This window comes from Paenibacillus sp. 2KB_20, assembly GCF_052115765.1.
Taxonomy (GTDB): Bacteria; Bacillota; Bacilli; order Paenibacillales; family Paenibacillaceae; genus Paenibacillus_AQ.
Genome location: NZ_JBFRHH010000007.1, coordinates 341,478 through 353,963, shown reverse-complemented (window position 1 = coordinate 353,963; position 12,486 = coordinate 341,478). Strand labels below are relative to the sequence as shown.

The window sequence follows — 12,486 nt, the reverse complement described above, 5'->3', positions numbered from 1 at the left end:
TATCAAACTTTACCATGCCGCTCAACTTCCCTTCGGCATAATTCGCTCAGGAGAAAGCGTCTGGCTCACGGTTCCGATTTCCAGCCCTTTGGCCCGTATTCCGTCAATCATTCCCTTTAACGCCCGGGACGAGGAATCGGTAGGATGCATCAAAATCAGGAAACCCGGCTCCACCTTCGTGGAGATTTTCTGAACGACAGCATCCGGTGCAGGATGCTTCCAATCGACCGTATCGAGCGTCCACAGGACCGTCTTCAATCCCCTTGCCTGGGCGATGGATACGGTCTGCTGATTAAAATCGCCAGAAGGCGGCGCAAACCATTTGTTCTCGACACCGAGGCTTTCTTTGAGCAGATCCTGCGTCTTCGCGATTTCCAGTTCCGCCCGATCTCTGCTGAGACGGCTCATATTCGGATGCGTATAGGCATGATTCTCCACCTCATGACCTCGTTTCAGAATTTCGCCGGCAAGCTCCGGGTTCTTCTTCAACCAGCTCCCATCCAGGAAAAAGGTCGTCTTCACTTTCTCCGCATCCAGCGTGTTCAGCATCGGTACCAGAAATTCATTCCCCCAGGCCACGTTAATCATCAGCGATACCATTGGCTTGTTGGGGTTGCCCCGATAAATCGGTTGCTCTCCAAGATCATTAAGCGTTACTTTGGCCGGAATTTGCCGGTATACGTAAGGAATGGCCTCTCCAGCTTTTCGCTTTTTCGACGATGCTGCTTGGTATGTAGCTTCAATATCGATCTCAAGTCCATTATAACCGGGAATCGCTTTCCACACGGAGTCCACCCTGGCATCCACTGGCTCAATGCGTGATTTTGCCGCAGCGGCTTCGATTTGACTCAATAAATTCAGATCTACTGCATTCTCTAAACCGCTAACGAGTTGCCCCTCGGGTTTAATCTGCAGTCCCGAAACATATCCCCAGGCCCCGCTGAACACGGCAACAGTCGACACCATTGCGGCACCGGTTAGCAGCACAACCATCTTTTTTCCATTCACGGGCATATCCACCTTCCCCTTGAGAAGCTTTGTCCCATTTTATGTAGGTTCAGGAGGAAATATGTGCCTCAAAGTGGGCCTATGCCGTGAAGCCTATTGTAGATGCTTGTTCAAGACTAGAGGAATCCCATGGGCCGAAAAGATTAAAAAAAGAGCCAGAATTATAGGTTCTGCCTCTTTTCCTTGTATCTATATGCTGTTAAACAAACAAAGCGCGGATTAAGATCCGCTCTTGTTTGTTTCCGCAGTCAAAACCGCTTTGCGAGACAGGTTAATCCGTCCCTGCTGGTCGATTTCGGTAACCTTCACAGTAATGACATCACCGATGGCAACCACGTCCTCTACCTTCGCTACGCGCTCAGTCGAGAGCTGGGAGATATGAACAAGCCCGTCTTTGTTAGGCAGAATTTCAACGAATGCACCGAATTTCTCAATCCGTTTGACAGTACCTGTATAGATTTCGCCAACAGCTACCTCACGGACGATGCCTTCGATAATCGAAAGAGCTTTTTTGTTCATCTCATCGTTGGCAGATGCAATGAACACGCGGCCGTCTTGTTCGATATCGATCTTCACGCCGGTTTCCTCGATGATTTTGTTAATGATCTTGCCGCCGGCACCGATCACATCGCGAATTTTGTCCGGATTGATCTGCATCGTAATAATCTTAGGCGCATATTGGGACAACGTTTCTCTTGGCTTTTGAATGGCTTCTGCCATTTTTCCAAGGATATGCATGCGTCCTTCTTTTGCTTGCTGCAGTGCTTCCTGCAAAATCGCGCGGTCAATACCGTCAATTTTGATATCCATTTGAATGGCGGTAACCCCGTCAGGTGTCCCTGCCACTTTGAAGTCCATGTCGCCGAGATGATCTTCCATCCCTTGAATATCTGTCAAGATGGAAACATGGTCTCCGTCTTTAATCAGGCCCATCGCCACGCCGGCTACAGGTGCTTTGATCGGCACCCCTGCATCCATCATAGCAAGTGTGCTTGCACAAATACTCGCTTGGGAGGTAGAACCATTCGACTCAATTACTTCGGACACGAGTCGAATCGTGTACGGGAATTCCACTTCATTCGGAATAACCTTCGACAATGCACGTTCACCAAGTGCACCATGACCAATTTCACGACGGCCCGGAGCGCGAAGCGGACGAGCTTCCCCTACGCTGAACGGCGGGAAGTTGTAATGGTGCATGAAACGCTTGGTCTCTTCCAGATCGATTCCATCGAGAATCTGTACATCACCTAGAGCACCTAGTGTACATACGCTAAGAGCCTGGGTTTGTCCACGTGTGAACAGACCGGAACCATGCGTTCTAGGCAGCAGACTGGTATCGCAATCGATAGGACGGATCTCAGACAGACCACGACCGTCCGGACGAACTTTGTCATGCGTGATCAAACGTCGAACTTCTTCCTTCACGATATCGTGAAGCACTTCTTTAACATCCTTCAACAACTCAGGTGTCTCGATATACTTCTCTTCAAATACGGTGTATGCTTCATCATTGATAGCGTCAATCGCATCCTGGCGAGCATGTTTCTCCTCAATGCGAACGGCTTCAACAAGACGGGCTTCGGCGAAATCACGCACTTCACGATTCACCGTTTCATTGACCGCATGAAGTTTAACTGCCATTTTCTCTTTACCGCAAGCGGCTACGAGTTCTTCGATCTTAGCTACGATTTTCTTGATTTCCTCATGCCCGAACATAATCGCTTCCAGCATGACTTCCTCAGGAACTTCGTTCGCTTCGGCTTCAACCATCATGATTGCATCTTTGGTACCTGAAACAACAAGATAGATGTCGCTTGCTTCCTGCTGTGCAATATTCGGATTCACCACAAATTCGCCATCAACACGCCCTACGGCTACGCCGCCGATCGGACCGTTAAAAGGCACATCCGAGATGCTCAAGGCAGCGGAAGTACCGATCATGGCCGCGATTTCCGGCTCGCAATCCTGATCTACGCTCATCACGAGATTCAGAACCTGTACATCATTACGGAATCCTTCAGGGAACAACGGACGAATCGGACGGTCTGTCAGACGGCTGGCAAGAATCGCTTTCTCGCTTGGTCTGCCTTCGCGTTTGATGAATCCACCCGGAATTTTACCGACTGCGTACAAACGCTCCTCATAATTGACCGTCAATGGAAAGAAATCCAAATCCTTCGGTTCACTGGAAGCTGTCACTGTACACAGGACTGCCGTTTCGCCGTAACGAACCATCACAGCCGCATTTGCCTGCTTCGCAAGGCGCCCTGTTTCGAATACGAGGGGTCTTCCGCCAAGCTGCATTTCAACACGTGTTTCCATGTAATCCCTCCTCATGGGGATAAATTTTTTTGAAATCTTCTTCTACCATCAGCATGTCTTTTGCAAAACACTGTCCACATTTCCTAACCAGAGCCATCCAAACGGTCGAAATCGCAAACCTATGTACAGGAACAACCCGAACCGTATAGAACATTCTCCGTATAGATTGCCCCTGGTTATACCATTAAGCGAAATTTAGCGAACAGACCACGCCTACAATCTATAAGAATCTATATTAAGATAACCCCACAAAGTGGAGTTTAGGCTATGAAGCGTACGCAGTACTTTGTGGGGAAGCTCGAAAACGGTAAATTGTACAATACTTAGAAAAGAGCCCGGCTGTGCCGCTGTCGTTCCAAGAAGGACAGTGGACAACCAGGCTGTTTTCGGCACATCTTATGGATGATTAGCGACGCAATCCAAGCTTCTCGATCAAAGCACTGTAACGTTTAACATCCTTGTTTTTCAAGTATGCAAGCAACTTACGGCGTTGGCCGACCATTTTCAACAATCCACGACGGGAATGATGATCCTTCTTGTGTGTACGCAAGTGGTCAGTCAAGTTCGTAATGTTTTCCGTTAGGATAGCGATTTGCACCTCTGGAGATCCTGTATCGGACTCATGAGTTTTGTGCTCGTCAATCAGTTGTTGTTTACGTTCTTGAGTTAATGCCATCCTGTTCACCTCCCTCATTATAATCGCCGTTGGCCCAGGTACCGACGGTGAGATCGAACATCCAAGCCAAGGTTAAAATCGCCCAATCTTCAGGCGACCTCTAAGAGTATAGCATACTTTACCTGAAAAAGAAAATCCGTTTGCGAACAATTTGTCCCAAAACGTTTATTCACTAATTTCTAATATTTTGCGAGCCTCGACGGCATCTCGCTGAATCCACTCCACAAGCTCCTGAACCGATTCGAATTTATGCTCCTTGCGGATATATTGAACGATATCCACCGTCATGGTCTGATCATACAGATCCCCTTCAAAATCAAACAGATGCACCTCAAAAACAGGCTCTGTGATCCCTTCATGGAACGTTGGCTTCACGCCGATGTTCATCACGCCCGGAATCCAGTCGTGATGCTTATCCGTGCGTGCCCGAACGGCATAGACGCCTAATGCAGGTACCACGAACGGATCCGTCAATTCCAGGTTAGCGGTAGGAAAACCGATCTTTCTTCCCCGCTTCTCCCCATGAATGACCGTGCCGCGGATATGATAATTCCGTCCGAACCAGCGGTTTGCATCCGACAGCTGCCCCGTTTTCAAGGCAATCCGTATGGATGAACTTCCTACCTTCTCGCCATCAACCAAGAATGGCGGAACCGTAACGACAGACATCCGGTCTTCACCGAGTTCCTGGAGTTTGACTGCGTCACCGGCGCCTTTATGGCCGAAACGGAAATCAAACCCGACCACCGCTGTTTGAAGATTCAAGGGAAACAGCATCTCTTCAACAAATGTTTCCGGACTCACCTGGGAGAATTCCTTATTGAACTCGACAACGTACAAAATATCGATGCCCATCTCCTCAAGCAACTGCTGCTTGTCAGGCTGAGGTGTCAGATATCCCTCGTAGCTTCCTTTACCAATCACGTCTTTCGGATGAGGATAAAAGGTAATAACGGCGGCCGGCACTCCATTCTCCCGCGCAATATTGACTGCGGTTGAAAGCACGCTAGCATGTCCCAGGTGAAGACCGTCGAACTGGCCGATTGCAGCTACCTTCGGCTCGGCAGCTTCTCGTACAATATCAGAAGATACAGGATAAGACAAAGAAACAATCCTCATGATTACTCACCTCCACTCACTAAATCCAGTCATGCTTAGGAAAATACTTTCACAGGAACGATAGCCCCTGTCTCCTCTTGCCGCTGATAGATTCCCAGAAAGTTTTCCTTTATATCATACAAGCGAATAGGCTCCGAGCTGTCAACAGGTGGTTCTACCGCTCTCGAGGACAAGCGCTGTCCCTGCAGGGCAGCATCCGTTTTCTCTTCAGAAACCGTATGCTTCGGCAGATAATCAATCGCTTGATCCACGGGAATAAGCCGGGTGTGCAGCGTTTCATCCTTCATGAACTGCTCAATTTGCTCCAGGGTTAAGCACTGCTCCTCCGTGATTCCCGCCGATACTGTGCGTACCAGCTTAACCATGACAGACGGCACGCCGAGTTTCCTCCCGATATCCACGCAAAGCGTGCGGATGTATGTACCTTTGGAGCACAATACTCGAAAAGAAATTTCCGTATACTCCCCTTCAGCATCAAAATCCGTCATTTCGATTTCATGAATCGTTACGGTCCGGCTCTTGCGCTCCACGGTCTTACCTTCTCTGGCAAGCTCGTATAATCGTTTACCATTGATTTTGACAGCGGAAAACATGGGTGGGATCTGAGAAATCTGGCCTGTAAAAGATTGCAGCGCTTCAAGCGCCTCTTCTCTGGTCACATGAACATCATCTACCGTCTCTACTACTTGCCCAGTGATATCCTCGGTATCCGTCGAATATCCAAGACGGAGGACCGCGTGATACTCTTTAGGCAGTTCCTGAAGGTATTCCACTACTCGCGTGGCTCTCCCCAGGCATAACGGAAGCACGCCTGTTACTTCGGGGTCAAGCGTACCCGTATGTCCAATTCGCTTCAAACGAACCATTCCACGAACCTTCGCCACCACATCGTGGGATGTCCAGCCTGCCGGTTTGTGAACGGCCAAGATGCCTTCTAATTGCGTCATAGCTTTAATCTCACCTGCTCTACTACTCTAGGGATGATGTCATGAAGGGAGCCTTCAATGCTGCAACCGGCTGCCCGAACATGGCCGCCTCCTCCAAATAACTGGGCTAATGCCGCAACATCCACTTTTCCGGCTGAACGCAAACTCGCCTTGACCATTCCGGATTTCAGTGACTTGAATAGAATCCCGACTTCAACTCCTTGAATGTTTCGGGGGTAATTCACAATCCCTTCCAGATCCTCGCTAACGGCGCCGCATGATTCCATAAACTCAGGCGTTACGTATACCCAGGCTATTTTACCATCATCCGACACACTTAACGTATTTAATGCCTGAACCAGCACTTTCATCTGTGGAAGCGTCATTTCCTCTAGTAACGTTTCCGCAATTTCAGGCCCGTTCACGCCATAGGACAACAGATCGGAAGCGATGCTCATAACCTTGGGCGATGTATTCGAGTACCGAAAACCGCCGGTATCCGTTAGCAATCCCGTATAAATCGCTGTTGCAATATCGGCATCCCAGTCCACTTCAAACAAATTCAGCAAATCATAAAGGATTTCTGCGGTTGCTGCCGCATCCGGCACGACCAGGTTGACGGCTCCATAACGATCATTTGTTGGATGATGGTCAATATTAACGATGCTTGCCTGATCGGCAAATACCTGTTTCGTATAGCCTACTCTAGCAAAATCCGCACAATCCACACAAATGACGTGAGAGAACGTTCTTCCTGGCTGCTCTTCAGACAGATTGAGAATGTCTTCTGCATGCCACAACATTTTCATGCGTTTTGGAATGGGCCCCTCATTAATCATCGTGAATTTCTTGCCCAGACATGAGAGAAGCCAGCCCACCGCAAGGGTGGAACTGACTGCATCTCCATCGGGCTGAACATGCGACACAACCAAATAATCATCGTGCTCCAGCAGAAACGATTTCACCTGCTGCAGCTCTTGTTCATAGGTCTGCATTCGCCCTCTCCTTTATAAAAACGAACTACTCTATTTCTCTTCGCGATCCACGATTTCGGTCAGCAGCTTCTCAATATGGCTGCCATACGCAATGGAATCATCGAATTTGAAGATCAGCTCCGGCACATGCCGAAGTCGGATCCGCTTGCCCAGCTCGGAGCGGAGAAAGCCGCTTGCCTTCTCCAACCCTTTTAAGGAAGCTGCCTTCTGCTCGTCGTCGCCGAGCACGCTCAGGTACACCTTCGCTTGAGACAGGTCATTTGTAACATCAACACCGGTCACAGTAATGAAACCGATTCTTGGGTCTTTCATCTCTGATTGGATCAGTTGGCTGAGCTCTTTTTTAATCTGCTCGCCTACGCGCCCAGTTCTGATTTTTGCCATGGTCTGATCACCTCATTCGTTAGCGCTCTACCGTCTCCATGATGAAGGCTTCGATTACGTCTCCTTCTTTGACGTCGCTATAGCTTACCAAGGTAATACCACACTCATAACCTTGTGCCACTTCTTTAGCGTCATCTTTAAAGCGCTTGAGGGAATCGATCTTGCCTTCATGAACGACAATGCCGTCACGGATCAAGCGAGCTTCTGCGTTACGCGTAATTTTACCGGATGTCACCATACATCCTGCAATCGTACCCACTTTGCTCACTTTAAAGGTGCTGCGGACTTCCGCATGACCGATCACGGTTTCTTTGTACTCCGGATCGAGCATCCCCTTCATAGCTTGCTCAATTTCCTCGATTACATTATATATTACACGGTGCAGACGAATATCAACCTTTTCCTGCTCGGCGGTTTGTTTCGCTTGGACGTCCGGACGAACGTTAAAGCCGATAACAATCGCGTTGGAGGCAGCTGCCAAAATAATATCGGACTCCGTGATCGCCCCGGCACCGCTGTGGAGAATTTTGACGCGAACGCCTTCCACTTCGATTTTGTTCAAGGAACCTTTCAGTGCCTCAACAGAACCTTGTACGTCACCTTTGATAATCACGTTAAGATCTTTGATCTCACCGTCCTTAATGTGTTGGAACAGGTCATCCAGCGTCACGCGAGTATTCGTGTTCAACTCGGATTGACGATGGGTAATCGCACGCTTATCAGCGATATTACGCGCTTTACGCTCATCCTCAAACACCATAAACGGATCGCCGGCACCTGGAACTTCAGTCAAACCGGTAATTTCAACTGGTGTTGAAGGACCCGCTTCTTTTAATCGACGGCCTTTATCGTTCACCATCGCACGAATACGTCCAAAGCAGTTGCCCGCTACGAAGGCGTCGCCCACTTTCAATGTACCATGCTGAACGAGAATGCGTGCTACCGGACCTCTGCCTTTATCCAGCTCAGCCTCAATAACGGTACCGCGTGCGCGTTTGTCAGGATTTGCTTTGTATTCATTCACTTCTGCTACCAGAAGGATCATTTCAAGCAAGTCTTCCAGACCCATCCGCTGTTTCGCCGAAACGTTAACAAAGATGGTATCTCCGCCCCACTCTTCAGGCACTAACTCGTATTCCGTCAATTCTTGTTTAACTTTATCCGGGTTAGCATCCGGTTTATCGATTTTGTTCACGGCAACGATGATCGGCAAACCTGCTGCTTTCGCATGGTTAATCGCTTCGACTGTCTGTGGCATTACGCCGTCGTCAGCCGCAACCACGATGATCGTCATGTCCGTTACTTGTGCACCACGGGCACGCATAGCTGTAAACGCTTCGTGACCCGGTGTATCCAGGAACGTAATCTTCTTGTTATTGATCTCGACTTGGTAAGCACCGATATGCTGCGTAATACCGCCAGCTTCGCCACTTGATACGTTCGCGGAACGGATCGCATCAAGCAGCGTCGTTTTACCGTGGTCGACGTGACCCATAATAGTAACAACTGGTGGACGCTCTTTCAGTTCTTCAGGAGCATCGTTTTCTTCAACGGTCTCAAAACGATCTTCCTCTACCGGAATTTTCACTTCGACTTCTACACCGAATTCGCCAGCGAGCAATAGAATCGTATCGATATCCAGCTCCTGGTTGATGGTGGCCATCACGCCGAGGAAAATCAGCTTCTTGATGACTTCGGAAGCGTCCTTATGAAGCAGCTTCGCCGTTTCACCGACGGTCATGTTGCCACGGACGATAATTTTCTTCGGCGTGTTGTCGATTTTCTCGCGAGGCGGCTGCTGATTATATTGATTCCGGCCGCGGTTGTTCTTTCCACCGCGATTGTTGCCACGGAATCCTCCCTGACGGTTGTCATCAAAACGTTTGGAGTCTGAACGATTGTTATTGTTGTTTCTGGAATTGCGGTTCTGGCCATTGCTGTTATTGTTATTGTTATTGTTGGATCCTGAGAAACCGCCTCCGGTTCCACCCGGCTTGCTCTGTGGACGTGCTCCGCCTTGGTTGTTGCTGCCCTGCGGACGCGTTCCACCACCTTGATTATTGCCTTGCGGACGTGCGCCGCCTTGACCTCCGCCCTGAGGACGTGATCCGGTCTGCGTGCTGCCGCCTGGTCTGGATGATTGGCTACGATTGTTCTGCTGGCTTCCTTGTGTGGAGCCAGACTGAGTTCTTCGGGTATCCTGCCCTCCTTGGGGACGCTGGGAACCTGAAGTGTTCTGAGTGTTTTGATTCGTTCTACTATTCATACCTACCTGCTTTTCCTGTTGTTTTTTGGGCTGGCTTTGACCTTGTTGTCCTGGTGCTCTCTGTCCTGAATTACGCATACCGTCCTGCCCATTACGGTTGCCTTCGGCACTTACACTAACGGAAGTGCCTTCTGTTTTTGCATTGGATACAGTCGCAGCCGCATTGGCTCCGGAACCCGCTGGTTTACGGTTCTCGGTTCGGGAAGCGTCACCACTATCCCGCTTGGCTGCTGCATTGGATTTGATATCTTTGAAAAACTGCTCTACCTTGGACACCGTATCGTTTTCCATTACGCTCATATGGTTATTGACCGGAATGTTCAAACGTTTGAGGATCGTGATGATTTCTTTACTGCTCATGTTCAACGATTTAGCATATTCGTATACTCGAAGTTTATTGTCTTTGTTTTCCTGTTTACTCAATATACTCCACCTCCGACATTGTCTCCATTTTCTTGGAGATCATTTCTGCGAATCCTTGATCCGTAACTGCCAGCACAACCCGCTCGGGTTTACCTACACTTGTGCCCAGACTTTCCCGGTCAAATCCGATTACCAGAGGGATATTGTAAGTACCGCATTTATCGCGGAACTTCTTTGTTGTATTAACTGAGGCGTCACCCGCCAGAATAACCAATTTTGCATCAGAAGACCGGATGGCTTTGAGCACGATCTCATCCCCGGTAACCACCTTACCTGCCCTCATGGCCAGGCCGAGCTGAGAAAGCGCCCTATTCATCATCGGCAGCACTCTCTTTTGCAGCCAGGAATTCATCTTCCACCTTGATGAAATCCTGTGCCAACTGTTCATAGATCTCAGGTTTCACATGTTGTTTCAACGCTCGATCCAGTGCTTTATTTTTGTGTGCCAGCTTGAAGCAGGAAACTTTGCCGCATAAATACGCTCCCCGTCCCGATTTTTTGCCGGTGAGATCGATCAGGACAGCATCCTCGGGCGTCCTAACAATCCGGATAAGCTCTTTCTTCGGCATCATTTCCTGACACGCTACACATTTACGCAGCGGTATCTTTCTCTGTTTCAAGACGACAACCCCCTGTCATTTGGAATTAATCGACAGAGACGGAATCCTGGTGCATTTCACCTGATTGGGACTTCGGTCTGCCAAATTCCTGCTCCGCCTGACTTTCGCTCTTAATATCAATCTTCCAGCCTGTCAGCTTCGCCGCGAGACGAGCATTCTGGCCTTTGATCCCAATCGCAAGCGAGAGTTGATAATCCGGAACAATTACACGCGCCATCTTCTCATCTTCAAATACTTGAACTTCAAGTACTTTGGATGGGCTGAGCGCATTGGCCACGTATTCTTCAACCTGATCGGAATAACGCACGATGTCAATTTTTTCGCCGCGAAGCTCATTGACAATCGTCTGTACGCGCATACCCTTAGGTCCTACGCAAGAACCAACCGGATCGACTTCATCGTTGCGGGAAAACACCGCAATTTTGGAGCGGAATCCAGCTTCGCGCGCAACCGAGCGAATTTCAACGACGCCATCAAAGATTTCCGGCACTTCAAGCTCGAACAGGCGCTTCAAGAGGCCCGGATGCGTACGGGACAGCATAATCTGCGGCCCCTTGGTTGTGTTCTCAACCTTGGTAATGTAAGCTTTGATCCGGTCGCCATGCTTGAACTTCTCGTTAGGCATAAGCTCGGTAAGCGGCAAGGCCGCCTCGATCTTGCCAAGGTCGATATAGATGTTGCGTAAATCTTGGCGCTGCAGCGTACCCGTTACGATATCATCTTCCTTGTCAATAAAAGCGCTGTAGATCAGGCCTCGTTCGGCTTCTCTAATGCGCTGGGTAACAACTTGCTTTGCCGTTTGAGCTGCGATCCGTCCGAAATCACGCGGCGTAACCTCGATTTCCGCTATATCTTCAATCTGAAAATGCGGATTGATTTCCCGGGCCGCATGCAGCGAAATTTCAGTCCGCGGATCCAGCACCTCGTCCACAATCAGCTTCCGCGCGAACACCTTGATGACACCCGTATTGCGATTCATGTCTACCCGTACATTTTGCGCCGTGTTAAAATTGCGCTTGTAACTCGAGATCAGTGCCGCTTCAATGGCTTCAAACAGCACATCTTTGCTGATGCCCTTTTCTCTTTCCAACTCATTCATCGCTTCAATAAAATCCATACTCATTGAAAATCGGTTCCCCCTTTCAAAACTTCCGTTTAAAAAATGATGGCCAATCTGGCACTGGCTACTTTTGCATATGGAATCACGTGCTGCTTCTTGACGGTTTGAATGACTAGCTCCTCGTTATCGAAGGATTCCAGCTTGCCTTCAAACTCTTTCAACCCGTTAATCGGCTCGTATACCGTAACAAACACGTTCTTGCCGACTGACTTCGCAACATCCTCTTTTTTCTTCAGGGGACGTTCCGCGCCAGGAGAAGAGACTTCAAGAAAATAAGCTGTCGGAATCGGATCGTTCTCGTCCAGCTTCTGGCTCAGGTATTCACTGATTAAACCGCAATCGTCAATGTCAATGCCGCCGTCTTTATCAACAAACACGCGCAAGAACCAGTTGCTTCCTTCCTTAACGTATTCCACATCTACCAGTTCAAAGCCGTGTTCGTCCAAATACGGCTGCACCATTTCTTCCACAGTCGTTTTAATCTTTGATGTGCTCAAAGAACATAACCTCCAAGTTGATTTCCTATATACCAAAGAGTAAAGAGTGGGTTGCCCCACTCTTTACACAACGGTTTTATCTCCATGATTACCAAAAAAATTATAACATAGTCTGGTAATAGTGACA

Annotated in this window: 12 protein-coding genes; all 12 read right to left on the bottom strand. The window is 48.9% G+C overall.

What is annotated here, in order from left to right; translation table 11 throughout:
* Positions 1 to 21: 21 nt before the first annotated feature.
* Entirely contained in the window at positions 22 to 1,014 is a 993-nt protein-coding gene (locus AB4124_RS20555; protein ID WP_441974018.1) for a polysaccharide deacetylase family protein, read from the bottom strand.
* A 213-nt stretch (positions 1,015 to 1,227) separates the two neighbouring features.
* Positions 1,228 to 3,333 carry a polyribonucleotide nucleotidyltransferase gene (pnp, locus tag AB4124_RS20550; protein ID WP_339266188.1) on the bottom strand — a complete coding sequence of 702 codons (2,106 nt, stop codon included), beginning with the start codon at positions 3,331 to 3,333 and terminating at the stop codon, positions 1,228 to 1,230.
* Between the two features lie 406 nt (positions 3,334 to 3,739).
* Positions 3,740 to 4,009, bottom strand: coding sequence for a 30S ribosomal protein S15 (gene rpsO / locus AB4124_RS20545; protein WP_006211281.1), 270 nt, complete (start codon positions 4,007 to 4,009; stop codon positions 3,740 to 3,742).
* A gap of 165 nt (positions 4,010 to 4,174) precedes the next feature.
* Complete coding sequence (locus AB4124_RS20540; protein ID WP_430105035.1) at positions 4,175 to 5,128, bottom strand: bifunctional riboflavin kinase/FAD synthetase; 954 nt, start codon at positions 5,126 to 5,128, stop codon at positions 4,175 to 4,177.
* Between the two features lie 35 nt (positions 5,129 to 5,163).
* A complete protein-coding gene (gene truB, locus AB4124_RS20535; RefSeq protein WP_379404653.1) occupies positions 5,164 to 6,075 on the bottom strand; it encodes a tRNA pseudouridine(55) synthase TruB in 912 nt (303 codons plus the stop codon).
* On the bottom strand, positions 6,072 to 7,049 hold the full coding sequence (locus tag AB4124_RS20530; protein ID WP_339266195.1) for a DHH family phosphoesterase: 978 nt from the start codon (positions 7,047 to 7,049) through the stop codon (positions 6,072 to 6,074). Before AB4124_RS20530 ends, truB begins: the two co-directional genes overlap by 4 nt.
* Positions 7,050 to 7,079: 30 nt before the next feature.
* A complete protein-coding gene (rbfA, locus tag AB4124_RS20525) occupies positions 7,080 to 7,433 on the bottom strand; it encodes a 30S ribosome-binding factor RbfA (protein WP_076324958.1) in 354 nt (117 codons plus the stop codon).
* Between the two features lie 19 nt (positions 7,434 to 7,452).
* Positions 7,453 to 10,122: a translation initiation factor IF-2 gene (gene infB, locus AB4124_RS20520; protein WP_441974017.1), complete on the bottom strand. Its 2,670-nt coding sequence runs from the start codon at positions 10,120 to 10,122 to the stop codon at positions 7,453 to 7,455.
* A complete protein-coding gene (locus AB4124_RS20515) occupies positions 10,115 to 10,438 on the bottom strand; it encodes a YlxQ family RNA-binding protein (RefSeq protein WP_179090708.1) in 324 nt (107 codons plus the stop codon). Before AB4124_RS20515 ends, infB begins: the two co-directional genes overlap by 8 nt.
* The gene (gene rnpM / locus AB4124_RS20510) at positions 10,431 to 10,742 is read right to left on the bottom strand and encodes an RNase P modulator RnpM (protein WP_053492673.1); all 312 of its coding nucleotides are present in this window, start codon (positions 10,740 to 10,742) and stop codon (positions 10,431 to 10,433) included. The genes AB4124_RS20515 and rnpM overlap by 8 nt, the downstream gene beginning before the upstream one ends.
* A 25-nt stretch (positions 10,743 to 10,767) precedes the next feature.
* Positions 10,768 to 11,865 (bottom strand): transcription termination factor NusA, encoded by a 1,098-nt coding sequence (gene nusA / locus AB4124_RS20505; protein WP_076324961.1) that lies wholly within the window; start codon positions 11,863 to 11,865, stop codon positions 10,768 to 10,770.
* A gap of 32 nt (positions 11,866 to 11,897) precedes the next feature.
* Positions 11,898 to 12,359 carry a ribosome maturation factor RimP gene (gene rimP, locus AB4124_RS20500; RefSeq protein WP_076324962.1) on the bottom strand — a complete coding sequence of 154 codons (462 nt, stop codon included), beginning with the start codon at positions 12,357 to 12,359 and terminating at the stop codon, positions 11,898 to 11,900.
* Positions 12,360 to 12,486: the final 127 nt, after the last annotated feature.

Excerpts from the sequence above, each read along its gene's own strand:
- AB4124_RS20555 (WP_441974018.1), bottom strand. The coding sequence starts at position 1,014 with ATGCCCGTGAATGGAAAAAAGATGGTTGTGCTGCTAACCGGTGCCGCA.
- nusA (WP_076324961.1), bottom strand. The coding sequence starts at position 11,865 with ATGAGTATGGATTTTATTGAAGCGATGAATGAGTTGGAAAGAGAAAAG.
- AB4124_RS20540 (WP_430105035.1), bottom strand. The coding sequence starts at position 5,128 with ATGAGGATTGTTTCTTTGTCTTATCCTGTATCTTCTGATATTGTACGA.
- rpsO (WP_006211281.1), bottom strand. The coding sequence starts at position 4,009 with ATGGCATTAACTCAAGAACGTAAACAACAACTGATTGACGAGCACAAA.
- AB4124_RS20515 (WP_179090708.1), bottom strand. The coding sequence starts at position 10,438 with ATGAATAGGGCGCTTTCTCAGCTCGGCCTGGCCATGAGGGCAGGTAAG.
- rbfA (WP_076324958.1), bottom strand. The coding sequence starts at position 7,433 with ATGGCAAAAATCAGAACTGGGCGCGTAGGCGAGCAGATTAAAAAAGAG.
- truB (WP_379404653.1), bottom strand. The coding sequence starts at position 6,075 with ATGACGCAATTAGAAGGCATCTTGGCCGTTCACAAACCGGCAGGCTGG.
- AB4124_RS20530 (WP_339266195.1), bottom strand. The coding sequence starts at position 7,049 with ATGCAGACCTATGAACAAGAGCTGCAGCAGGTGAAATCGTTTCTGCTG.
- pnp (WP_339266188.1), bottom strand. The coding sequence starts at position 3,333 with ATGGAAACACGTGTTGAAATGCAGCTTGGCGGAAGACCCCTCGTATTC.